General features: G+C 27.6%; 19 protein-coding genes. 11 read left to right on the top strand and 8 right to left on the bottom strand.

Features of this window, described 5'->3' with window-relative positions; all coding sequences use genetic code 11:
* Positions 1-4: 4 nt before the first annotated feature.
* Both ACMX2D_RS04030 and ACMX2D_RS04025 read right to left on the bottom strand, forming a co-directional pair.
* Positions 5-3,226, bottom strand: a complete 3,222-nt coding sequence (locus ACMX2D_RS04030) for an FtsX-like permease family protein (RefSeq protein ID WP_414972793.1) — start codon at positions 3,224-3,226, stop codon at positions 5-7.
* 1 nt (position 3,227) lies between these two features.
* A complete protein-coding gene (locus ACMX2D_RS04025; protein ID WP_414972792.1) occupies positions 3,228-3,932 on the bottom strand; it encodes an ABC transporter ATP-binding protein in 705 nt (234 codons plus the stop codon).
* 306 nt (positions 3,933-4,238) lie between these two features.
* Here ACMX2D_RS04025 and ACMX2D_RS04020 point away from each other — a divergent pair, with 306 nt between their 5' ends.
* A complete protein-coding gene (locus ACMX2D_RS04020; protein WP_414971443.1) occupies positions 4,239-4,664 on the top strand; it encodes a hypothetical protein in 426 nt (141 codons plus the stop codon).
* 36 nt (positions 4,665-4,700) lie between these two features.
* The gene (locus ACMX2D_RS04015) at positions 4,701-5,246 is read left to right on the top strand and encodes a DUF6648 family protein (RefSeq protein ID WP_414971442.1); all 546 of its coding nucleotides are present in this window, start codon (positions 4,701-4,703) and stop codon (positions 5,244-5,246) included.
* Positions 5,247-5,286: 40 nt separating this feature from the next.
* Here ACMX2D_RS04015 and radA read toward each other — a convergent pair whose 3' ends face one another.
* On the bottom strand, positions 5,287-6,654 hold the full coding sequence (gene radA, locus ACMX2D_RS04010; RefSeq protein ID WP_414972791.1) for a DNA repair protein RadA: 1,368 nt from the start codon (positions 6,652-6,654) through the stop codon (positions 5,287-5,289).
* Between the two features lie 178 nt (positions 6,655-6,832).
* Between radA and ACMX2D_RS04005 the strand changes: the two genes are divergently transcribed.
* The gene (locus ACMX2D_RS04005) at positions 6,833-7,987 is read left to right on the top strand and encodes an NAD(P)-dependent malic enzyme (RefSeq protein WP_414971438.1); all 1,155 of its coding nucleotides are present in this window, start codon (positions 6,833-6,835) and stop codon (positions 7,985-7,987) included.
* A 695-nt stretch (positions 7,988-8,682) separates the two neighbouring features.
* Here the strand turns inward: ACMX2D_RS04005 and ACMX2D_RS04000 are convergent.
* Together ACMX2D_RS04000 and ACMX2D_RS03995 are read right to left on the bottom strand one after the other, a co-directional pair.
* The gene (locus ACMX2D_RS04000; protein WP_414972790.1) at positions 8,683-9,861 is read right to left on the bottom strand and encodes a M20 metallopeptidase family protein; all 1,179 of its coding nucleotides are present in this window, start codon (positions 9,859-9,861) and stop codon (positions 8,683-8,685) included.
* Between the two features lie 81 nt (positions 9,862-9,942).
* Positions 9,943-10,623 (bottom strand): YczE/YyaS/YitT family protein, encoded by a 681-nt coding sequence (locus ACMX2D_RS03995; RefSeq protein WP_414971436.1) that lies wholly within the window; start codon positions 10,621-10,623, stop codon positions 9,943-9,945.
* A gap of 316 nt (positions 10,624-10,939) precedes the next feature.
* Between ACMX2D_RS03995 and ACMX2D_RS03990 the strand changes: the two genes are divergently transcribed.
* The 7 genes from ACMX2D_RS03990 (at position 10,940) to ACMX2D_RS03960 (ending at position 17,643) form a co-directional block, all read left to right on the top strand.
* A complete protein-coding gene (locus tag ACMX2D_RS03990) occupies positions 10,940-12,133 on the top strand; it encodes a serpin family protein (RefSeq protein ID WP_414972789.1) in 1,194 nt (397 codons plus the stop codon).
* 407 nt (positions 12,134-12,540) lie between these two features.
* Positions 12,541-14,178, top strand: a complete 1,638-nt coding sequence (gene dnaX, locus ACMX2D_RS03985) for a DNA polymerase III subunit gamma/tau (protein ID WP_414972788.1) — start codon at positions 12,541-12,543, stop codon at positions 14,176-14,178.
* Positions 14,179-14,232: 54 nt separating this feature from the next.
* Positions 14,233-15,390 (top strand): serpin family protein, encoded by a 1,158-nt coding sequence (locus ACMX2D_RS03980; protein WP_414972787.1) that lies wholly within the window; start codon positions 14,233-14,235, stop codon positions 15,388-15,390.
* A gap of 230 nt (positions 15,391-15,620) precedes the next feature.
* Entirely contained in the window at positions 15,621-15,962 is a 342-nt protein-coding gene (locus ACMX2D_RS03975; RefSeq protein ID WP_009447965.1) for a YbaB/EbfC family nucleoid-associated protein, read from the top strand.
* Positions 15,963-15,965: 3 nt separating this feature from the next.
* Positions 15,966-16,574, top strand: coding sequence for a recombination mediator RecR (gene recR, locus ACMX2D_RS03970; protein ID WP_414972786.1), 609 nt, complete (start codon positions 15,966-15,968; stop codon positions 16,572-16,574).
* Between the two features lie 25 nt (positions 16,575-16,599).
* Positions 16,600-17,316 carry an AzlC family ABC transporter permease gene (locus ACMX2D_RS03965; RefSeq protein WP_414971431.1) on the top strand — a complete coding sequence of 239 codons (717 nt, stop codon included), beginning with the start codon at positions 16,600-16,602 and terminating at the stop codon, positions 17,314-17,316.
* Between the two features lie 9 nt (positions 17,317-17,325).
* Positions 17,326-17,643 carry an AzlD domain-containing protein gene (locus tag ACMX2D_RS03960; RefSeq protein ID WP_414971430.1) on the top strand — a complete coding sequence of 106 codons (318 nt, stop codon included), beginning with the start codon at positions 17,326-17,328 and terminating at the stop codon, positions 17,641-17,643.
* Positions 17,644-17,736: 93 nt separating this feature from the next.
* On the opposite strand, the gene ACMX2D_RS03955 is transcribed toward ACMX2D_RS03960, so the two are convergent.
* The 3 genes from ACMX2D_RS03955 to ACMX2D_RS03945 form a co-directional block, all read right to left on the bottom strand.
* A complete protein-coding gene (locus ACMX2D_RS03955; RefSeq protein ID WP_414971428.1) occupies positions 17,737-19,575 on the bottom strand; it encodes a retron Ec67 family RNA-directed DNA polymerase/endonuclease in 1,839 nt (612 codons plus the stop codon).
* 239 nt (positions 19,576-19,814) lie between these two features.
* Positions 19,815-21,608: an oligoendopeptidase F gene (gene pepF, locus ACMX2D_RS03950; protein ID WP_414972785.1), complete on the bottom strand. Its 1,794-nt coding sequence runs from the start codon at positions 21,606-21,608 to the stop codon at positions 19,815-19,817.
* Positions 21,609-21,802: 194 nt separating this feature from the next.
* Positions 21,803-22,459, bottom strand: a complete 657-nt coding sequence (locus ACMX2D_RS03945; RefSeq protein ID WP_414972784.1) for a hypothetical protein — start codon at positions 22,457-22,459, stop codon at positions 21,803-21,805.
* Between the two features lie 285 nt (positions 22,460-22,744).
* Between ACMX2D_RS03945 and brnQ the strand changes: the two genes are divergently transcribed.
* On the top strand, positions 22,745-24,025 hold the full coding sequence (gene brnQ, locus ACMX2D_RS03940; RefSeq protein ID WP_414972783.1) for a branched-chain amino acid transport system II carrier protein: 1,281 nt from the start codon (positions 22,745-22,747) through the stop codon (positions 24,023-24,025).
* The last annotated feature ends 2 nt before the right edge of the window (positions 24,026-24,027 follow it).

The raw sequence follows: 24,027 nt of genomic DNA, 5'->3' as shown, positions 1-24,027 counted from the left end.
TTTTCTATTCCACATCTTTTAATGATTCTATCATTGGAACTTTTTTAAGCATTATTTTTACTACGAAGTAAACAATGAATGTGAATAGTAGTGTTACTAATGCTGAGTAAATGTAGCTTATGAGTTTTACTTTGTTGAAAAATCTGATTGAGTCCATAGCAAGTTGTTCCATAATGTTTATGTGAAGGCTATATCCTACAAATATTCCCAAAAATATTCCTATCATTGTTAGTATTACGGTTTCTTTGTAAATATAATTATCAATTTCCAAAGGATAGAAGCCTAAAACTTTAAGTGTTGCAATTTCTCTTTTTCTTTCAGAGATATTTATATTACTTAAATTATATAGAACTACTATTGACAAAAAACCTGAACATATTACGATTAGTAAGATAATTGAGTTTACGCTGTAAGATGCATCATCTATTATTTTTTTCAAAGAGTAAATACTTATACCTTTTACTACAACGGAATTTTTTTCCAAATCATTTATTACTTTTTCAATATTGTCCTTACTTCCGTCATTTAAAAGCATTAATTTAGTATTTTTTATAGGTTTTCTAAAGAATGTCTGTTCATAAGTTTTTTCATTCATTATAAAGAAATTACCGACATGATTTTCAAAAATTCCCGCAACTACTCCTTTATATTCTTTATTGTTATTTATAAAGGTGATTTCATCTCCAACTGAAAGAGAAAATTTTTCAGCTAATTTTCTATTTATATAGATACCGTCATTTAATTTTTCAATTTTTTGCTCCCCATTGTAAAGTGCAAAGAATTTTGAAAAATCGCTCAAATTATCTGTTGTAAAAACGGCAATTCTTTCGTCAAAACTCTTATCTGATTTTATATTTACAGATGTTGTTGCTATATCAATACTTTCGTTAATATCCTTATCGGCTTTTATTTCTTCATCAAATTTATCCAAATCTTTTTGTAATGCCATCGGATTGTAAATAACTGATGTGTGATATTTTGTATATTTTGAGTATTGTAAATCGGAAACTCCGTCAAGGCTATCTTTTATTCCAAATCCAAGAACCAAAAGTCCCATACATCCCATTACACCTATTATTGTCATTGTAAGTCTTAGTTTATATCTGAATACATTTCTTAGAGTTGCTTTTTGTAAAAAAGAAAGTTCTTTCCAAATATAAGGTATTTTTTCCAGAAATACGAAATTTCCGGACTTAGGAGCTTTTGCTCTCATAAGTGATGAAATTTTTTCCTTTAGTGTTTTCATACAAGTTATATATGATACAAAAGCTGTGCAGAAAATTGCAATTAAAATTCCTACAGTAATTATTTCCGGATAGTAGTTGTCAAAAACTTTTGGAAATATAAAGGCTTTTAAGTATGAACCATATACAAGCGGAGAAATTATCTTAAATCCTAAAATAGTTCCTATTGCTCCCCCTATCAAACTCGCTAAAAGTCCATAGTAAAAATATTGCTTTGCAATGTCCATATTGCTATATCCTAATGCCTTTAATGTTCCTATCTGTATTCTATTTTCATCAACCATTCTAGTCATTGTTGTAAGTGATACCAAAAGAGCGATGAAATAGAAAAATAATGAGAATACATTTGAAACTCCATAAATTCCATTAGCTGCAAAATAAACTTTTGACGTCGCTGATGAACTGAATCCGTCTTCTATATTGTAAGTTGGCTCTATCAATTTAGATAAAATTTCATCTCCTTCAGAAATTTTACTGTCTGCCTCTGAAATTTTACTTTTGGCATCTTCTACTTCATCTTTTCCTTTATTTAATTTTAAGTTATTTTCTTCAATTTCCGCCTTTTTTTCTACTAATTTTGAATAGTATTCATCAAATTTACGCATTCCTTGTTTTGCTTGACTTTTCAATTCGTCCATTTTATTTTCTAAATTTTCAATTTCAAAAGCTAATTTTTTATCCCCTTCATCTAATTTAGAAATATTTTCTGAAATAACTGATAAATTCGTATTAACAGAATCTAAATTTTTTTGAATTGTCTGTAAAGCAATATTTAATTCAGCTAATTTTTTATTAATTTCTTCTTTCTTTGCCTTATATTCATTTTCGTCAATCAAATTTGAATTGTAATTTTCTTCAAGTAATCTCAATTCCTGATTTAAGGCTTTTATTCCTAATTCAATTTCCGTTTTCTTTTTTTCTAAATCTTCTTTGTTTTTTACCAAAGAATTATTTTTATCGACTAAATCTTCCCTATTTTTATATAACTCAGTCCTTTTCTCATACAAATTATTTATAGCATCTGTCAATTTATCTTGATTTTCATTTATTAAATTAATAAACTGATTTTTTTGGTAATTCAAATCTGCAAAAGCTCTTCTTAAATCTTTTCGACCATTTTCCAACTTTTCAAGATTTTCTTGTAATTTTTTTTCGTTTTCTTCAAGATCTAATTTATTTTTAGAAAGTTCTTCCTTATTTTCATCTAAAATATCTCGTTTTTGTGAGTAAATTAACTCATAAACTTCTCCGGCTCTATTTTTAAACATTTCTTGTAACATAAGTTTTTTATCATTTTTTAAATTTTCAAAACTTTTGCTATTCATATTCAAATTATTTAAGTCTGAGAAAATTATTTTTGCATACGAAAAGTAGGTGAAATCAAAAGTATCTTTTGAAACTATCGCCAAATATCCGTTTTCTGTAGTTCCCATTAGAAGTGTAGTTAAAACTTCAGGACTTTTGATAAAGCCTTTTACAGTAAATTTATTTTGTTTTAATTTTTTTACTTCGTCTTTAAAAATTCCAAATTTTTCAACATTTTTAAAGTCTATTTCATCCCCGATTTTGTATTTATCTCTCAATCTTTCATCCAATAAAATATCGGAGTCCGATGTAATATCTTCCCCTTCTATTACTTGAACGGTACTTATTTTTTCGGGCTTGTTTTCAATAGTAAAATCGACTTCTCGCTCTTCGTCTTTTAGATTTATACTATATCCATATTCAATATCTTTTAAATTTTCCAAACGGGAAATTATATCCTCATCTTCTTTTTGCAATCCAAAATTTGAAGAAATTTTAAAATCATATAAATTCCCTTCGCTAATGTGTTTATCTACACTTCTTCGCATTATATGTGGAGTTATTTTAAGTCCGACAAAGACCATTACTCCAAGTCCTATCATAAATACGATGGATAAAAATTTTGGAAATGTTCGAAAGATTGTTCTGTAAAAATTTTTAAACAATGTTTTTTTCATACTACCACTCAATTTCCTTTATGTCCTTTGGATTTTTATTTAAAATCACATTTTTTACTGTACTGTCGTTAATTTCAATAACTCTGTCCGCCATTGGTGCAATGGCTTGATTATGAGTGATTAAAATTACAGTTGTATTTGTACTTTTACATCTTTGATATAGAAGCTCTAAAATTTTTTTACCTGTATGATAATCTAAAGCTCCTGTAGGCTCATCACATAAAAGCAGTTTAGGATTTTTACACAGAGCTCTAGCTATTGCAACTCTCTGTTGTTCCCCTCCTGATAATTGGCTTGGAAAATTTTTAAGTCTATGAGATAATTCAACAGACTCCAAAACGCCTGTCGGATTTAAACTTTCCTTTACAATTTGTCCTGCCAGTTCAACATTTTCCAAAACAGTTAAGTTTGAAATTAAATTGTAAAATTGAAAGACAAAGCCTACATCATATCTTCTATAGTCATTTAATTGTCTTTTATTAAATTTACAAATATCTTTACCATCTATATAGATTTCTCCACTTGTAGCATCATCCATTCCGCCTAAGATATTTAGAATTGTAGATTTTCCTGCTCCTGAAGGTCCAACGATAACGCAAAATTCTCCATGCTCTATTTCGAAAGAAACATCCCTATTTGCAACAATTTCTGAACTCTTTCCTTCATTATATTTTTTATAAACGTTTTTAAATTCAACAAAAGCCATAATTCCCCCTGTTTCAATATATTCAATATATTTTTAAAATTATAAAATTATCCATATCTACCTAATTTTACTTTAGCACAAAACCGAAAAAAAATCAAGATTTGTAAATTTTATAAAATTAGTTATATCTTTTTCCAAATAACTTGTATATTCTCTAACTTTAATATCGTTTTCAAAAATATTTCATATTATTAATAAAAAATATTTATTTTTCAAACTTTATATTAAACTTTTTTATAGAAAAAACACTTGTATTATTTATTGCAAAATGGTATAATGAGAAAAAGAAATTAAGGGGTGGTTGAAATGTTAAATTTTGTACTTGGTCCATCAGGATCTGGAAAAACTAAATGGTTAATAGATAAAGCTAACGAAGAAGTGAGAAAGGGAAATGGAAATATCATTTTTATTGATACAGATGATTCTCATATTTTCAGCTTAGACCACAGTGTTAGATTAACAAATGCAAAAGAATATGAAATAGTAAATCTTGACAAATTATTCGGATTCATTTTCGGAATTGTTTCAAGAGATTATGATGTGGAAAAAATCTATATCGACGGTATCTATTCAATAATTGATCTTGATAGCGAAAAGCTTTGTAAATTTAAGAAAGATGTCGATGCACTTTGTGAAGATCACAAACTTGAAGTTTTTATGGGAATAAATATTCCTAAAGAAAAACTTTGTGAAGGTGGTCAAGCAAGTTGTGTAGAATTAAAATTAGACTAGATTTAAAAAGCATCGTTGGGATGCTTTTTTTGTGATATGAATATACCTACAGTACAACTTGAAAAATTTTTCAAAAAGAGAAATGAATTAATTACTGACCTTTCAATTGGAAAAATAGATAAAATTTCTTTTTTAGAAAAAAATTATGAATTGATACAAAATTTAAGTATGAAACCACTTTTAAATATATCCTCGCTGGAAGAAGGAATGTATAATTACCAATATTACAATATTCTAGCAAAGTTTTTTAAACAAAAATCAATTTTGTATTCAAATAATAGAAAAAAGCAAAAAAAGTATAATGAAAATCTTATGAAATCTAATAATTATTATGCAGAAAAAGATAAATATCTTTTTAAGATGATTGACTTTTTGGATGAAAATTCCACAGAGGCATATTTCATAGATATGAATTCAAAAAGACTTAATAATTCTCTTTATGAAATTGTAGTAAAGGATGTTGAATATGCAATTTTTCACTCTATGAATGATAAGATTTTAGAAAAATTGAAAGAAAAAAATATATTTATAAATGAAATTAGAATTTCAAAAATAAATGACTATGTTAATACTAATATTTAAAAGGTTGTGTAGCACATACACAACCTTCTTTTCTTAATAATTAAACATTTCTAAAAACTTTGTCAATAACTTCTTTTAGTGTTTTAGATTTTTCAACTTTTAATGTTTTTAAATTCTTTATATCCACAACTTCATTTGAAATATATACCTTTTTGTAGCCCATTCTGTCAAGTTCTATTAATCTTTCACTTAAATTCGGAACTTTCTTTAATTCTCCTGTAAGTCCAACTTCTGCGATAAAGACATTATATCTTGGAACCGCTTTATTTAAAATCGAAGACGCAACAGAAATAATTACAGCCAAATTTACAGATTGCTCTGATATTTTTAGTCCTCCCGTAGTCTTTAAAATTACATTTTTATTATATAAATTAAATCCGGCTCTTTCTTCTAAAATTGAAAGCAATGTATTTAATTGATCTTTTTTAAGACTGTCCCCGATTCTTGCAGGATAACTTGTAAAAGACTGTGAAACCAAACTTTCAACTTCAACAACTAACATTCTGCTTCCCTCTTTTACAACGGACAACACACTTCCACAAATATCTTTCTCTCTTTGAGTTACAAAAAATTCTGATGGATTTTTAATTTCCAAAAGTCCGTACTCTTCCATTTTAAAAAGTCCGATTTCTCCCGTTCTTCCAAATCTGTTTTTTGTACTTGTAAGAGTTCTTAAACTTTCATCAGACTCTCCCTCTAGTAGTAAAACTGAATCCACCATATGCTCCAAAGTCCTAAGTCCTGCCATTTCATCTTGTTTTGTCATATGGCAAACTATAAAGACTGCTCTTGGCTTTTTATTATTTTTTGCAATTCTAACCAATTCATTTATACATTCGACAGTCTGTGTCGGAGAACCTGCTCTTGAAGGAATTGAACTTAACATAACAGTTTGAATACTGTCTAAAATTACAATTTCAGCGTCAACCTCTTCAATTGAATTTAAAGCCTCATCCATACTTTGTGTAGATTGAATCCAAATATTTTCAGGAATTTCCTTTACAATTCTATTTGCCCTCGACTTTATCTGTGATGAACTTTCCTCTGCAGAAATATATATAGTTTTTACATTTTTACTCGCAAAGTCTAGTGCAAGTTGTAAAAGCAATGTACTTTTCCCACAACCGGGTCTTGCAGTTAAAATATTTACACTATCCCTTACAATTCCACCACCTAAAACACGATTTAACTCATCTATTCCGGTTATAAATCTATCATTTTCATTTACATTTACATTTTTTAACTTCTCAACTTTTCCCTTTGCAACAATTTTATCGCTAGAGCTTTTTACATCGGAAACTTCAATCTCTTCTATCGTTCCCCAACTACCGCAAAAACTACATTTTCCTTGCCAACCCAATGACTCTTTTTTGCAATTTGAACATATATATTTTTTCTTTATCTTCATTTTAATCACCAACTATATTTTAATGTAAAAATTTTTAAAAAGCAATAGGAAGAATTTAACCTATCGTGTCTATTAAAAAAATTTAATGAAATTCACTTTCGCTTTTTGTATTGACTTTTGGAATTCTTTGTAGTATATTAAATTTGAATGAATATTTTTATATAAAGGAGATAAAAAAATGGATGTTTACGAAAAAGCCTTGTTGCTTCATGAACAATGGCAAGGAAAACTATCAACAGAATTAAAAGCAGAATTGAATAATGCTGAGGATTTAACTTATGCATATACTCCGGGTGTTGCAAGACCTTGTATGGAAATAAGTAAGGACCCTTCTTTAGCTTATAAATATACAAGCAAAGCTAATACTATTGCTGTTATTTCTGATGGAACTGCTGTTTTAGGTCTTGGAGATATAGGTCCTGAAGCGGCTATGCCTGTTATGGAAGGAAAGTGTTGTTTATTTAAAAAATTCGGTGGAGTTAATGCTGTTCCTCTAGTTTTAAATACAAAAGACCCTAAGGAAATTATTTCAATTGTAAAAGCTCTTGCTCCTACATTTGGTGGAATTAATCTTGAAGATATTTCTTCTCCAAGATGTGTTGAAATTGAAAGAACATTAATAGATGAACTTGATATTCCGGTATTCCACGATGACCAACATGGTACTGCAATAGTTGTTACAGCGGCTTTAATCAATGCATTAAAATTAGTTAAAAAAGAAGCTAAAGATGTTAAAGTTGTTGTTTCAGGAGCCGGTGCTGCAGGATATTCAATCATAAAATTAATTATGATGTTGGGTGTTGAAAATGTAATAGCATTCGACTCAAAAGGTGCAATCAATAAAAAACATTCAGAAAATTATAATTTTGTAAAGAAAGAATTAGCTGAAATAACAAATAAAGAACAAAAAGATATGACTATGAAAGAAGCATTTGTAGGCGCTGACGTATTCATAGGAGTAAGTCAAAAAGATTTAGTTACTAAAGAAATGGTAGCTTCAATGAATAAAGATGCGATTGTATTTGCAATGGCAAATCCTCAACCTGAAATTCTTTATGCAGATGCAAAAGAAGCCGGAGCAAGAGTTGCTGCAACAGGAAGATCAGATATGCCTAATCAAATTAACAATGTAGTTGCTTTCCCTGGAATTTTTAAAGGTGCTTTAGAAGCAAAGGCTAAGAAAATTACTGATGAAATGAAATTAGCTGCAGCATACGGACTTGCAAGTATGATTCCTGATGACAAAATTAGAGAAGATTATATTATTGTTTCCGCTTTTGAAGAAAATGTTGCTGATACTGTTGCGAAAGCAGTTTCAGAAAAAGTTAAATAGTAAATATTTAGTATTAAAATCCTCAACAAATGTTGGGGATTTTTTGTTTATAATGTTTTTTTGATGTATCGAAGATACATTTAGTTTTACTTGTAAACAAGTAAAACTATGAGATCTCTCGACTTTATTCGCTTCGCTCATTACGGTCGAGATGACGTATTAGGGGAATTTCTTTACCAGTTGTTATGACGTGAAACTTTTTGTTTACTTAACGATTTTTTTAAAAGATTATTTACTGTTCACGTTAAACTATTATACGAAGATTTTTCCTTATACGTCATCTTGGCTGACACGTTAGCGAAACTGATTCTAGCCCTAACTTTTGCTGTTTACAAGAAACAAAGTTAGGGCTAGATTGACTCCGTTATACTCCGCTCAAGATGACGTATTAGGCACATTTCTTTAGTAATTGTTATGACGCGAAACTTTTTGTTTACTTAACGATTTTTTTAAAGATTATTTACTGTTCACGTTAAGCTATTGAACGAAGATTTTTCCTTGCACGTCATTTCGACCATAGCGGAGAAATCTCACATTTTTGTTGCAAATAAGAACCCCACCCTTCCACGATGCTTTGCATCGGGTGGGTTCCCGGGAACCTTGTTGTTTCACAATAAAAATGAATGTATCGGAGATACATAAAAAATAAATTTGAGAATACAAAATGGATTGTCGTTTATCGACAATCCATTTTATTAACTCAAATATTTAAAAACAGTTCCTAAAACTGCACACATTCCCTTGTAAAACAAACTTTCTTCAACATCAAATTTGCTATGATGATGAGGATAAATTTTATCACCCTCGTGAAGCTTAGGGTTTGAAAGCATAAAGTAAGTTCCTTTTGCTCTTTGTAAGAAGTAAGCAACATCTTCTCCACCCATACTTGGATTTTTTATTATTTCAACTGAATCCTCTCCTAAAACTTCTTTTGTGTTTTCTATAAAAAATTCAGTAAATTTTTCATCATTCATTACTACCGGATACATAAAGTGATAAATTGTTTCAGCTTCACAATTATAAGTTTTTGCAATCCCATCTGCGATTTCTTCAATTCTCTTTGCAATAAATTCTCTAACTTTTTCGTCTAAAGTTCTAACTGTTCCCTTGATGTAAACAGATTCCGGAATTACATTATGAGCAGTTCCTCCTCTAATTATTCCGATAGTCAAAACTGCATTTGAAATTGGATTTATTTCTCTTGAAATTATCTTTTGAAGTCCAAGCACAATTTCTGATGAAACTACAATCGGATCTGCTGACAGATGAGGTGTTGCAGCATGCGATGATTTTCCTTTTACAGTTATTTCAAAAATATCAGCAGATGCCATTATGGCTCCTGTTTTTACTCCTATTTTCCCATATTCAATAGGAATTAAACAGCCTTCGTGAAGTCCTATTACCGCATCAACTTTCGGATTTTCCATACAGCCCTCTTCAATCATAGGTAAAGCCCCTCCCGGCGTTTCTTCTCCGGGTTGGAAAAATATTTTTACTGTTCCTTTAAGTTTATCTCTATTTTCGTTTAATATCATACAAGCTCCAAGGGCCATAGCAGTATGTCCATCATGTCCACAAGCATGCATATTTCCATTTGTAGATGCAAAAGGAAGTCCTGTTTCTTCAACAACCGGAAGTGCATCACTATCCGCTCTTATCGCTATACATTTTCCCGCTTGTTCTCCGTCAATTTGAACAACAATTGCATTTCCATTTAACAATTTTTTGTAGTTTACACCTATTTCATCTAAAACTTTTGAAATATATTCCATTGTCTTTGGCAGTTCCAACTCCAATTCCGGAATTTGATGTAAATCTCGTCTTATTTTTATAACTTTCTCTTCTTTTTCTTTAACTAATTTTATAATATCCATGAAAAACTCCTTGTTTTTAATTGAATTAATATAGCTATATAATACCACTTTTTACAACAAAAAAATAGAGTTCCCCCTATTTTAAGCAATAACTTCTTTTTGAAATTTTTCTTCATCACTATTTACACTATCAGCCAATCCCTCGTCCAATATTCCATTAAGAACAGGAGTAAGAAATTTTCTGATAAGTTGTATAAAAGGTCCTGTAAAAAATGTTATAATTAATGTTCCAATTCCGACAGTACTTCCCAATGAAAAGCCTATTATAACAAGTATAAAATCTGAAACAACTCTTACAGTTCTGTAAGGAAATTTTATTTTATCACTTATCAATTCAGAGATTCCATCAGCTGCTCCAACACCTAACCCCGCAAAGATGTAAACTGCAACTCCGATAGATATGATAAATGTTCCTATTAAACAAATTATAACTCTATAAACTAAATGTATATCTTGTAAATTAATCCATCCAAAAAGAAAATTCATAGTTTCAACTGTATAACCTACTGTAAAAATAGCCAAAATTGATGATATATTTATATATTTTTTATCCACAAAGAATATTATACTTAAAAAAACTAAGTTAAAAATTACTGCACAATTTCCATAGCTTAATCCTAAATGTTTGGACATTCCAAGCTGAACTGTACTTGCAGGATCAAATCCCAAATTTACTTTTATTGTTAAAAATACACCTATTCCCAATATAATCATTCCGATTATAGTCATAGCAGTCCTAATAAATAATTTATCTTTTTTCATATTTTTATCTCCTAAACGCACATACAATCATTTTATAAAAAATAAAAAAATTTGTCAATATTTAAAAATGAATTTATAAAGTATTCTGTATTTAAAGAATTTTGTTAATTTATTTAAAATTATACTTTATCTAAAAAAATAGTTGACATGTTTTTACAAAAGTGTTACTATGGTATTGTGGTAAATTATTTTTTATTTGAAAAGATAAGATTCCCTGATACCATCCGATGTCAAGCATCGTGGAAGAGTGGGATTACCATTCATTATTACATATTTTTAATATTTAGTTATTCTAGTATAAAAGCGGAGGTGTGCTATGAAAAAACTATTAAAAACTATCCTAATTTTATTTGTTTCTATTTCTTTGGTATCTTGTTCAAAGACAGAAAATCCAAAAGCGCCAAAGAAAGTTGAAAAATCAGGAAAGTTATTCCCGGAAAACAAAGATAAATTAGTATTTGACAAAAGAAGAGTAGGTACTTTGAACAAAGTTAATTGTGACATTTTTAAAAATTTGGTGAAAGAAAATGGAAATGATAAAAATATATTTTTATCACCTATGTCAATACAACAATCTATTTATATGATTTCTCTAGCCACAGATGATAGAGAAGATCTAAGCGGTTTAACTTCTATCATTAGTGGTCATATTCTAAATTTGAAATTAAAAAATTCATCCCTATCAAACTTAATTACATTAAATTTAGAAAATATCAAAGGTGAAACAAAAGAAATTAAATATGATAATATTAGAACAGTTAAAAACTCAAAAGAAGCAAGTGAATACTATCAAGATTTTCAATATTCTATATTAAAAGAAGTTTTGGATGATAAAGAATTAGACAATACTTCTATAGCCGGTTTTTTTAGTGCAGTACATTTTGAAGCAAAATGGGATCAAGCATTTAGCAAAGAAAAAACTGAAAAACGAGATTTCACAAAACTTGACGGCACAAAAATACAAGTAGATACAATGCTTAATACATTTAAAAATGTAAAAGGTATATCAGATAATAATATAGATATGTTTGCGATTAAAGCAAATGGTTCAAATATTTATTTCATAAGAAAGAAAAATAACGATATGTTAGGAACCGGAGACTTGTTATTTTATATTTTAGGTTTAAAAGAAAGCACTGAAACTTATGACGTAAATTTCTATTTACCAAAAATAGATATAAAATCTAGTGTTGACTGTAAAAGTTCTTACAAAAAATTTGTTTCAGAAAAACTATTTAATTCTTTTAAACTTGAAAAATTATTGGGAGATGCTGAAATTAAAATAACTGAAGCTAAGCAAAATTCGATTTTAAAAATTGATGAAAATGGTATAAATGTTAAAGATGCAGAAAAAGCATCAAAAGAATCAAATGGTGTCGCAAAAAACGGTGAATTAACAGTAAAAATGGATGGACCTTTTTATATTGTTATTGAAGACATTGAAGAAAACACTAATACTGAAATGATAACTTTTTCATCATATATAGCTGACCCAAGTAGTAACAAATAGAGATTGCCGGTCTTAATTATAATAGTAAATACAATTAGAAAAATATTAATAATTAAAAAATTAGAGAAATTGATTTTTTCAATTTCTCTTTTTATGATATAATATTAATAACTTTATGCCTTATGATAAAGTTATTAATATTTCATCATAATTACATCAATTTATTTATTAAAAAGGAATTATGATATAATAAGTATATATTTATGCCTTTTGATAAAGTTATTAATATTTCATCATAGTTACATTAATTTAGTTTTAAAAAGGAAACTATGTTATAATATTAATGGCTTTATGCCTAATGGTAAAGCTATTAATATTTCATCATAGTTACATTAATTTAGTTTTAAAAAGGAAACTATGATATAATATATATATAATACATTAATCAAAATATTAGAGGTGAAATTTTGAAACAAGCCATATATAGAGAATTTAGGCCAAAGGATTTTACAAGAGTTGTTGGTCAAGAACATATAGTCGAAATTTTAAAAAATCAAATAAGAACAGGAAATTTAGGTCATGCTTATCTATTTTCAGGAATCAGAGGAACAGGAAAGACGAGTTGTGCCAAAATTTTCGCTCGTGCGGTGAATTGCTTAAATCCGATTGACGGAAATCCTTGTAATGAATGTGAAAATTGTAAGATGATTTTAAATGACAAGGCACTTGAAGTAGTCGAAATGGATGCTGCAAGTAATAGACGTATTGACGATATAAGGGAATTAAAGGAAAAAGTAATCTATCCCCCACAAATCGTAAAATACAAGGTCTATATAATAGATGAAGCCCATATGATTACAAATGAAGGCTTTAATGCTCTTTTAAAAATTTTAGAAGAACCACCTAAACATTTAATTTTCATACTTGCGACAACTGAAATTGACAAACTTCCTGATACTATCATTTCAAGATGTCAAAGATTTGAATTTAAAAGAATTAATAATTCAGATATAGTTAAAAATATAAATTATGTTTTAAATAATCTAAATGTCGAAGTGGAAGAAGATGGAATTAATTTGATTTCAGAACTTTCTTCCGGGGCGATGAGAGATGCATTAAGTCTTTTGGATCAAGTCGTTGCTACGGGAAAAGAAAAAATTACCATTGAAGATATAAATGAATGTTTGGGACTTGTGAACCTGAATATGTTATTCGAGCTTTCAAAGTCAATTTTAAATTCTTCAAAAAATGAGACAATAGAAACTTTTAGAAATTTAGTTGAAAACGGAAAGACTCCACATAATATTATTATTGATTTAATAAAACATTTCAGAAATATAATTTTAGTAAAGAGTGTAAAAAAAGAACTTACGACTCTAAACGATGTTGAGTATAAGAGATATTTTGAACATTCAAATAAATTTGAAATAGCTGAGCTTATTTACATTTTAGAAAATCTTTTAGATGTCGAAGATAAGATGAAAAAAAGTGATATGCAAAATGCTCTAGCTGAACTTTTAATTATAAAAATCTGTTCATTTAAAAAAGAAAAGTCGGAAATGGAAAAGAGAATTGAAACTCTTGAAAAAATCATTAAAAGTGGAAATTTAAAAGTTGATATTGTAGAAAATGTAGATTCTACAATAGAAGTAGAAAAAGAAAAAAATATTGAATCCGCTAAAAATACAGAAGATTTAGAATATTTTAAATATATTGAAAATGAAATAGAATCAGAAGATTCAGAAAATATTGAAGCTATTGACAATGTTGAAAATGTTGAAGATACAGAACACTCCAAAGAAAATAATGAAGATATTTATGAAAAGATTGACTTAACTCCTTTTAAGGATGTTTTAAAAGAAACTATTTTCAAAAAAACAGTATCCAAACTTTTTGATGAGAGTGTAAAAGAAATTTACTATTTTCCAAAAGAAAATTTCTTACATATTGACTGTAAAGAATATTTATTTAAGTTTGGAAGTTATAAATTAGATGAAAATAATTCTTTCATTTTAAAGGAAACTGTTGTTTTAAATGAATTTTTTACAAAGGTTAATATGCCGGTTCAAAATTCTTTGACTGTTTATGCAAATTTTATAGATTAGTTCAGACTGTTGTTGATTTTTAGCCTATTATATTGTCTAGAATGGAGGTATGCTATGAAAAAACTATTAAAAACAATTTTTTTGATGTTCATTTCAATTTCTTTAGTATCTTGCACTAAGGCGGAGAAATTATTTCCTGAAAACAGAGAAAAACTGGTATTTGATGCATCCCAAACCGGTAATGCAAATAAGGTCAATTTAGATATTTTTACAGCTTTATTAAAAAATAAAAAAAATGACGAAAATTTAGTTTTATCCCCTATTTCAATACAAAGATGTTTAGATTTAATCTCTCTTTGTACTGATGACAGAGAAAATTTACCCCTTTTTAAATTTTACGATCAATCACATCTTCAAAATTTAAAATTTAAAAATACTAAGTTGGCAAATTTGATTTTAATAAACTTACAAAATATCAAAGGTGAAACTAAAAATCTTAATTACGACAATATTAAAACAGTTAAATCAGCAACTGAAGGAACAAAAGTTTATCAAGATTTTCAAAAATCCAACTTAGATGAAATTTTGGATAAAGAAAAAATATCTGATGATGTTGTAGCCAGTTTTATTGACGCGATAAATTATGAGGTAAAATGGAAACAACCATTTGACGAAAAAAAGACTGAAAAAAGAGATTTTACAAAATCTGACGGCACAAAAATACAAGTTGATACAATGTATAATCATTTTGAAAATGTAACAGCTATATCTAATGATGTAATGGAAATATTTTCTATTAGGTCAAATGATTCAAATATTTATTTTATAAAGCCTAAAGAAGAACATAATTTTTCTGCAGAACAATTACAAGATCTTATAAATACTTTTAAAGAAAGTAAGGAAAGATATGAAGTAAATTTCTATTTGCCAAAAATAGATATTAAATCACAGGTTGATTTTATGAATCTATTTCCAAAGATTGGACTTGGCAAATTGCTAAATGAATTCAAAATAGAAAAATTATTGCCTGATATGAATGTTAAGGTTTGTAAGGCTAAACAAACTTCTACATTAAAAATTAATGAAAAAGGTGCAAAAGCAAAAGCAGTAACAAAAATAGATGTTAAAGAAACAAGTATGCCTGTGGAAAACAAAAATATTGATATTAAAATGGATAGACCTTTCTATATCATTATAGAAGACCATGACGAAAACAGCAAGGCAGATTTGATAACTTTCACAGCATATATTGTAGATCCAAGTAAAAAATAAATTTAGTTTAAAGGCAGTATCGGATTTAATCCGATATTGCTTTTTTTAGTCTTTACAAAATTATATATACTTTATCTTATTATTGTAAATTATTGATTTATCCTTAAAAAAATGCTATTATAAAGTATAAATTTTGAAGTTTTATGTTATTTGATTAACAAAAAAATTTTATTAAAAACAAATTTGAGATTAAATAATTTGATTATTTAATTTTTTTTTAGGAGGTAATTATGGCTAAAGGCGGTTTCCCTAAATTCGGCGGTGGCATGAATATGGGCAATATGATGAAACAAATGCAAAAAATGCAAAGAGAACTTGAAAATACGCAAAAACTTTTAGATGAAGAAGAAGTTTCTGCAACATCAGGTGGTGGAGCAGTTGAAGTAACTGTTAATGGAAAAAAAGAAGTTTTAAGTATCAAACTTGATCCTGAAGTTGTTGATCCTGATGATATAGAAATGTTACAAGATTTAATTATGACAGCTATAAATGAAGCTAATAGAAAAGCTCAAGAAAAACACGATTCAGAAATTAATAAAATAACAGGTGGAATTAATATTCCGGGATTATAAAAAATGAACAATTACACTAAATCTATAGATGAAGTTATTCACTATTTGTCAAAACTTCCATCTATCGGAAGAAAATCTGCAACTAAAATGGCTTTGAAAATTTTAGAAATGGATGATGATTTTACTATTGAGTTTGCAAAAAGTCTTATTAATATGAAAAAGAATACTCATCATTGTAAAATTTGTGGAAATTTAACAGAAGATGAAATCTGCAATATTTGTGCTGATGAAAAAAGAGATAAGTCAATTATTACTATTGTAGAAGATATGCAAGGTGTAATAAGCCTTGAAAAAACTAAAGTATATAAAGGAACTTATCATATTTTAAATGGTCTTGTTACTCCAAGAGAAGGAATAACTTTAGACGACTTAAATGTAGATTCACTTTTAGATAGAATTGAAAAAGATAATGTAAAGGAAGTTATTTTCGCCATAAGTCAAACAATTGACGGCGAATTAACTGAAATTTATATTGTAGATTTACTAAAAAATTTCAAAAACTTAAAAATTTCAAAGATTGCTAATGGAATTCCTATAGGTAGAAGCATAGACAATTATGATGAATTAACATTTTTAAAGGCATTAGAGGACAGAAGAGAGATAGAATATTAGGTTTCTAATGTTTATGGGGGAAAATATGAAATCGACAAAGAACAATTTTATTTCAGGTGTTCGACATTCAATACCTATATGGATAGGTTATATCCCATCAGCAATTACTTTGGGAATTCTATGTAATACTAATTCACTAGGTTTGTTACATGCTTTTTTAAGTTCTTTTGTTTTATATTCGGGTGCTGCCCAATTTATGTTGGTAGGTTTTTTGACATCAAGTGTTCCGCTTTTCGGAATTGCAGTTTCCGTATTTTTATTAAACACAAGACTATTCCTTATGTCTGCTACTCTTGGAGCAACAGTAGATAAGGTAAATCATAAAGCGTTCCCTATTGTAGGATGGTTACTAACAGATGAAAGTTTTTCTATACTTTCATTTAATAAAGACAAAGTAAATACAGCTTTTACACTTGGTGTGCAAATTCCACCTTATTTTATTTGGGGAATTTTCACAATAGTGGGTTACTTTTTGGGAGATTTTTTACCACAAAATTTAAAGGTTGCTTTCAGTGTCGGTCTTCTTGGACTTTTCGTAGCACTATTAGTACCGAATGTGAAAAAACATTTAGTAACTGTAAGAGTTGTCATCGTGACAGCAATAATATACTCTATTATCTATTATACAAAAATGTTTCCTCTAGGTTGGGATATAGTTTTTTCAATAATACTTTCTTCAATAGTAGGTATATTCTTAATTGGAGATGAAACTTTAGAAGATAAAGAAGAAATAAAAGAATAAGGAGAAATTATGGACAAATATTACTATTATATAGTCGGCACATTAATCGCCGCAGCTGTAACAATAATTCCAAAAGTTCTTCCACTATTCTTTCTTAAGGGAAAAACTTTTAATAAGAAACTAATGACTTTCTTTAAAATTGTACCCTATACTTCCATGTCGGTACTAATTTTAAGAGAAGTCTTGGTTGCAGAGTCAGCCAACAAATTAATGTTTACGGTTACAATTGCAGTTGCTTCAGTAGTTTCGTATATAACTAGAAATATGGTACTTACTGTTTTTGCATCAATACTTACAACATTTTTATATATAAATTTTCTTATATAAGTATTTAAGGAGCTTTAAGCTCCTATTTTTGTGCAAAAAAAGATACTGAATAAAATCAGTATCTTTTGTAAATCATTATTAATTTATTATAATTTAACAAATATTATTTATGCTATCCAATATAGGTTTGAAATTACTGAAATCTATTTTTTCATAGTTTCTAATAATATATAAAGAAAACTCATGTTTCCCATATTCAGTTTTTGTATTATATTTATCATTTTTATTAAATGTTTTTCCACCTATAACAACACTTCTTACTTTTGAATCATATAAATCTTCTATTTCACATTGTTTCATTCCATCTATAAGTGGTACACTCTGTATATATAAATTAGATATTATATTTTTTATTATTTCATTCTTTAAATTAATGAGATTTTGATTAACAACTTTAGTTTTGTTATTCTTTTTTTGTTTTTGAGAATTAATGTGATTTAGAAATTTTCTCAACGGATAATCACTATTATTCTGTTCGTTATCAAACAAAAGAAATACAGGTTTTTTATTTAGTGATTCTCTATCCATTGTAACATTTTCAAAAAATTCACAAAAATTTCTACACTGACAATTTCCTGTGTAGAAATTATAAATATTTTTCATAGCATCTGCTCCATCTTCAACTATTCCCAAAAAATACTTTAATCTTTTAGTCTTTCTTAAAAATCTAATTTTAAAATCAAAACTTCCATCTTCTTTTAGTGAAATAAGCTTTGGATAATCTTTATAGTATTTCTTTAATGCCGCTTTAATATGAACTATATCTGTTTTTCCTTCAGTTACAATAGTAGGCTTTGAAGGATTAAAAAAATACTTATAGAATAAAAATTTTTGATACTGTTTTTCTCTAGTATTAAGTCCAGAAATATATTTTTTATTAGACTTTAATTTTTCTTTATCTTTATCTTTTTCTTCCTCTTTATCTTTGTTTTTATGTGCATTTTTGTATTTGTTTTTGTCTTTATCTTTATCTTTATAGTTTTCTTTGTCTTTGCCTTTTTTTAAATTTTCCAACTCATATACTATCTTATTATTTTCTTTGTCTATTTGATTTATAAAAGCAAATCGTCCTTCTAACTGATTTAAAGTTCCCTTTTTTCCATTAATAGAAAACTCTCCTGTTTTATATAATTCATTTGCCATTGCTCTTGTTTTTTTTATAAAAGATTTATTTGCATTTAATTTTTTATTTACCGTTAATCCTGTAACTTCTTGACGCGAAGAAAAGTACTCAAGTCTTGTCTTATTTTGATTAATTTTAAATCCACTTTTTTCTAAAATATCTATAAGCTTTTCTATAAATTCCTTATATGTAAATATAAAATTTTTTTCATTAGTTGAAAAACTCATATCATCTACATATCTTGTATAATCTAATTTATATTTTTTTGCTAAATTCAATATTCTAATATCAACAATATTAAATATTAAATTTGAAATAATTGGAGAAGTTGGTGCTCCTTGTGGCAATTTGCCATTATAACATGTCAATTGAGCTGTTAATGTAGCCATTTCGTTTGAAAATTTAAATTCTTTATTTTTTTCAAAATATCCTCTTACCCTTCCGAAATGGAAAGATGGAAAAAAATCTAATATATCAACATTTAATACATACCTTTTATTTCTATGTATTTTTGCATTAGAAAATATATTTTTCCCTTTTACAAATCCATGAGAAATATTTAGTTTTATTCCCTTATCTTCTATGTACTTATTATGAGTTTCATTCAAAAATTTTCCTAATTTTCTCTGAATATACTTTAAATTTTTTTCTGGTGCTTGTATTATTCTATATTTACCATTCTTTTTAAGAATTCTAAATTCTTTATAAGAATTTTCTATTTTTTGATTATAGAGAATATTACTTAATACTTTATTTCTAATATGTATTAATTTAGATAAATTTTTTCTCTCTTCTTTATAATTATTCATATCAAAACAAAAAATGCGTATGGTTACTCATTATGACGTAATAAATATTTTAAACGCCTTTTAATAAATAATTTTAAAGAAATGTCACTTCTTGGCAACATTTATATCAATGCTTGCTAAAACTCAAGCACAAAATCTAACCATACGCAATTATATTATATCTCCTTTATATATTTTTTTCAATACTTATCAATTAATTATTAACAAATACAAATATATATTAAATTTAAAATACATTTTTATTCTTGTTCTATCTTATCAGTTAATCTTTCCATTTCGTCAATTAGACTTCCGATATACTCAATTGTATTAAGAAGCGGTGCATCTGTCGTAACATCAACATCTGCCATTTTTGCAAGATCTACCGGATTTTTACTTCCACCGGCTTTTAATACTTCAATCCATTGTGCAGCCTTTGAATTATCCTTTAAAATATTTAGACACATTTGTGTTCCGATTGTTAAACCTGCACTGTAAGTATATGAATAAAGTCCCATATAGTAATGAGGTTGTCTCATCCATGTTCTTTCAACTCCATCTGCAAGTTCAACATCTTCACCAAAGAATTTTTCCATAGTTTCTTTAAAAAGTGTATTTAAAGTTTCGGCATCAACAGCTCCACCTTTATCTATAATTTTATAAACTTCTCTTTGATAATATGCTTCTAAGAAATGTGTTACGAAATTATGATAATATGTTTTTGAAATTATTTCTGAAATAATCCATCTTCTTTCCCTATCAGTCTTTGCATTTTCAAGTAAATAATGAGCCATAATCAATTCATTTGTTGTTGAAGGTGCTTCTACAAAATAAGTTGAACAATCAACATTTAAAATATTTTGATTTTGGTGACAAAGTGAGAAATGTCCACCATGTCCAAGTTCATGAGCAACTGTAAGGATGTCGGACATATTTCCTGACCAAGTTAAAAGTACATAAGGATGCACTTTATATGGACTTGCACAGAAAGCACCTGAGGCCTTTCCTTCATTATCAACATAGTCTATATATCTATTATCAAAAGCTTTTTCCAAATAAGATTTGTAATCATTTCCTAAAACTGATAATCCATCAATTACCATATTTTTACATTCATCAATACTGTAAACTTTTTGGAATTCAGAATCTAAAGGCATTTTCATATCTGAAAAAGTCATTTTATCTAATTTATTTACTCTCTTTAAAAGTCTTGCATATTTTCTAATATGTGGTGCAAGTTTTTCCATAATAACATCACATTGTCTATTATACATATCCATTGTAACTTCTTGTGAAGCTAAAAGATAATCAAAAACACTGTCGTATTTTCTAACTTTAGACATTGCCTTATCTTGTTGAACATTGCTATAATATGCACTTGCAAATGTATTTTCATATTTTGCTAAAGTCTTGTAGAATTTTTTAAAAGCCTCTCTTCTAAATTCAGTATTTGAATCAACTTCAAAACATCCTTCAAAAATATTGTAAGTCATTGGAGTTTTTACACCATTTACTTCAACATCTTCAAAAGATAAATCTTGCATTTTTGATTGTTGATATACTCTATAAGGGGTTTCAAAACTTCCTGATAAAGCTGAGAGTGTGCTTTCAACTTCTTTTGATAAAGTATGATCTTTTCTGTCTAAAAGTTTTTCTAAAAATCTTCTATTTTCAGAATTTTCTTTCATAGCCTTTTCTATAATTCTTTTATCATTTGCTAAGATTTCAGTTTCTACAAAGCTAAGTTTGGCATAAACCGGAGCAATGGTATTTTCAAAATCTACCATTCTTTCAAATTGTTCTTTTCCACCTAAATCTGTTTCATAATCCAAACTTGCATAATTTGCAGTTAAATCAATCAATACATAAATAGGTTTTAAATCTTCCAAACAACTGTTAATAGTACAATAACAGTCAAGTTTTCCTTCATAAATCTTTACAAGTTCATCTGTTTTTTCAACAATTTCCTTAAGAGCCTTTTTGTAATCTTCTTCTGTTTTAAAAAGATCACTCAAATTCCAAGTTAAACTTTTATCAACTTCATTTCTTTTCATATCATACCTCCAAAAATGTTTTCTCCTACAATATTTATTCTACCATATTTTAAAAAATTTTTCACTAAATTAATAAAAAATATTAATTAAATTATCAAAAAATCGAGATAAAATGATAATGAATCATCTTAATCCCGATTTTAATACAAATATCTTAAATTTACCTTAAAAATTTATTACAAATTAAATCTTTATTAATCACAAATAGCTATAATTCTATAAAAATCCGCTTCCCAACTATTTCTTGATTTTTTTATATACTCCTTTGCTTCTTCAAAATTTTCATCAAGCCATTTGTCAACATCTTCGTTTTTGGAAAGCATATCATAAAATTTTGCTTCATCAACTTCGGAATGAATGCTTTGATAGCATCTTGTAATTTTTAAATTACCTTTTTTATCTCTGGTAACAGTAAGCTCAAGTACTACAGAATTTCCGCTAATTTCATCAGATTTAGAATAAGCAAATTCAGTTATAACCTGCAAATTAAAGTTAAAGATATTTCCATCTTGCTTCCACTTTTCAACATCTACAGGTTTTACCGTAACTTCGTATCTATAGTAATAATTATCCAATTCTTTATTCTTTAAATCATTATACTTAATTTTATAATTCATAAGTTTTAGGACATCTTTTGAAAAATAGAACTCTAAATTATTCTTTTCACCCAAATCTTGATTTTTATAAAATTTGTAAATGGCGTCTGAAGCAAAATCCACTTCTTTGGAAAATGTATTCTCTTTATCCTGAATTTCATCTTGAACATCTTTAGCTACGGATTTATTTATACTAAAAGACCATAATACCAATATGGAGAAAAAGCTAAATATTATAAATCTTTTTATTTTCATAATAATCCTCCTACAAAATTATTTACATAAAACAGCCCTACCAATTTAATTATACCATACTTTTTTTGTTTGTCTAGTGATATTGTATTAAACTGTTATGCTGTAAAATATAATATTTTTCTTTAATTTTTATAAAAAATATATAATATACATAAAATTTCTTTATAAAAAACCGTTTTTACTATTGAGTTTTTTATGAATTTCTTGTAAAATATGTTTAGACAAAATACAATTTTTCTTAGTTTTGATATTTTGATTTTTTTATTTTTAAGGAGAGGGAATGTAATGAACAAAAAGAATAGCACAATTGATATGTTAACATTTGGTTTTGCACTTTTTGCAATGTTTTTTGGAGCAGGAAATTTGATTTTTCCCCCATATTTGGGAGTTCTTTCAGGTAGCTCTTGGTTTATCACATTTTTAGGTTTTACAGTTACCGCTGTCGGTCTTGCTCTTGTAGCTTTAATGGCTGTTACATATTATGAATGTGATATAATGAAATTTTTTAGCCCTATAGGAAAGAAACCTGCTTTAGTTTTGAGTTTTATGGTTATTATGTGTGTTGGACCGCTTCTTGTAATTCCAAGAACGGGTGCAACAGCTTATGAAATGGGAATCAAACCTATATTGGGATTTCATAATACTTTTACTATAACAGCAGTAGCTATAATATTCTATTCGCTAACTTACTTTTTAACTGTAAGACCATCAAAGGTTGTAGATATTATCGGAAAATTTTTAACTCCTTTTTTAATTCTTGCATTAGTTGTAATAATTGTTAAAGGAATAATTTCTCCACTTGGAGCTCCTGCAGAAACCGCTAAAATAAATAGTGTATTAGGAAAAGGATTAATTGACGGTTATCAAACAATGGACTGTTTTGTATCTTTAGCAGTAGGATCAGTTTTATTATTGACATTAAAAAATAAAGGTTACAGCGAACCAAAACAACAAGTAAAAATGTTGTTTAAATCAGGTCTTATCGCTTGTACTACTTTAGGATTAATCTATGGCGGTCTTACATATCTTGGAGCAACTGTTTCTGCAAAATATGGACTAGATGTTGAACAATCTCAAATAATTGTAAATGTAACACAAAATCTTTTAGGAAATGCCGGAAAGGTGGCTCTAGGTTTAGCATCATTCCTTGCTTGTTTAACAACTTCAATAGGACTTACATCAGCATCAGGAGAATATTTGGTAAATATTACAAAAGGAAAAATTAAATATTCTACTTTTATACTTTGTATTTGTCTATTTGGAACTGCAGCTGCAATAATCGGAGTTAGTGGAATAGTAAAAATCGGTGCTCCAATACTTGCCGTTGTTTATCCACCAACAATAGTTTTAATTATACTTGCATTCTTTAAAGATAAAATTAAAAATGATTTAATCTTTAAATTACCTGCTTTTACAGCAGTTACAATAAGTTTTATTCAAGTGCTTTATGAACAATTGGGAATTTTAAAATTTATAACTATTTTACCATTAAGTGATATAGGTTTTAACTGGATAATTCCAAGTTTTATAGCATTTGTAATAGCATTATTTATTAAAAAGAAATAATA

It is taken from the genome of Parvimonas oralis (genome assembly GCF_047608425.1).
Lineage (GTDB): Bacteria > Bacillota > Clostridia > Tissierellales > Peptoniphilaceae > Parvimonas.
Note: the sequence above shows the minus strand (reverse complement) of the source record. Positions and strands in the feature narration are given on the sequence as shown.

Excerpts from the sequence above, each read along its gene's own strand:
- ACMX2D_RS04030 (WP_414972793.1), bottom strand. The coding sequence starts at position 3,226 with ATGAAAAAAACATTGTTTAAAAATTTTTACAGAACAATCTTTCGAACA.
- ACMX2D_RS04025 (WP_414972792.1), bottom strand. The coding sequence starts at position 3,932 with ATGGCTTTTGTTGAATTTAAAAACGTTTATAAAAAATATAATGAAGGA.
- ACMX2D_RS04020 (WP_414971443.1), top strand. The coding sequence starts at position 4,239 with ATGTTAAATTTTGTACTTGGTCCATCAGGATCTGGAAAAACTAAATGG.
- ACMX2D_RS04015 (WP_414971442.1), top strand. The coding sequence starts at position 4,701 with ATGAATATACCTACAGTACAACTTGAAAAATTTTTCAAAAAGAGAAAT.
- radA (WP_414972791.1), bottom strand. The coding sequence starts at position 6,654 with ATGAAGATAAAGAAAAAATATATATGTTCAAATTGCAAAAAAGAGTCA.
- ACMX2D_RS04005 (WP_414971438.1), top strand. The coding sequence starts at position 6,833 with ATGGATGTTTACGAAAAAGCCTTGTTGCTTCATGAACAATGGCAAGGA.
- ACMX2D_RS04000 (WP_414972790.1), bottom strand. The coding sequence starts at position 9,861 with ATGGATATTATAAAATTAGTTAAAGAAAAAGAAGAGAAAGTTATAAAA.
- ACMX2D_RS03995 (WP_414971436.1), bottom strand. The coding sequence starts at position 10,623 with ATGAAAAAAGATAAATTATTTATTAGGACTGCTATGACTATAATCGGA.
- ACMX2D_RS03990 (WP_414972789.1), top strand. The coding sequence starts at position 10,940 with ATGAAAAAACTATTAAAAACTATCCTAATTTTATTTGTTTCTATTTCT.
- ACMX2D_RS03980 (WP_414972787.1), top strand. The coding sequence starts at position 14,233 with ATGAAAAAACTATTAAAAACAATTTTTTTGATGTTCATTTCAATTTCT.
- ACMX2D_RS03975 (WP_009447965.1), top strand. The coding sequence starts at position 15,621 with ATGGCTAAAGGCGGTTTCCCTAAATTCGGCGGTGGCATGAATATGGGC.
- recR (WP_414972786.1), top strand. The coding sequence starts at position 15,966 with ATGAACAATTACACTAAATCTATAGATGAAGTTATTCACTATTTGTCA.
- ACMX2D_RS03965 (WP_414971431.1), top strand. The coding sequence starts at position 16,600 with ATGAAATCGACAAAGAACAATTTTATTTCAGGTGTTCGACATTCAATA.
- ACMX2D_RS03960 (WP_414971430.1), top strand. The coding sequence starts at position 17,326 with ATGGACAAATATTACTATTATATAGTCGGCACATTAATCGCCGCAGCT.
- ACMX2D_RS03955 (WP_414971428.1), bottom strand. The coding sequence starts at position 19,575 with ATGAATAATTATAAAGAAGAGAGAAAAAATTTATCTAAATTAATACAT.
- pepF (WP_414972785.1), bottom strand. The coding sequence starts at position 21,608 with ATGAAAAGAAATGAAGTTGATAAAAGTTTAACTTGGAATTTGAGTGAT.
- ACMX2D_RS03945 (WP_414972784.1), bottom strand. The coding sequence starts at position 22,459 with ATGAAAATAAAAAGATTTATAATATTTAGCTTTTTCTCCATATTGGTA.
- brnQ (WP_414972783.1), top strand. The coding sequence starts at position 22,745 with ATGAACAAAAAGAATAGCACAATTGATATGTTAACATTTGGTTTTGCA.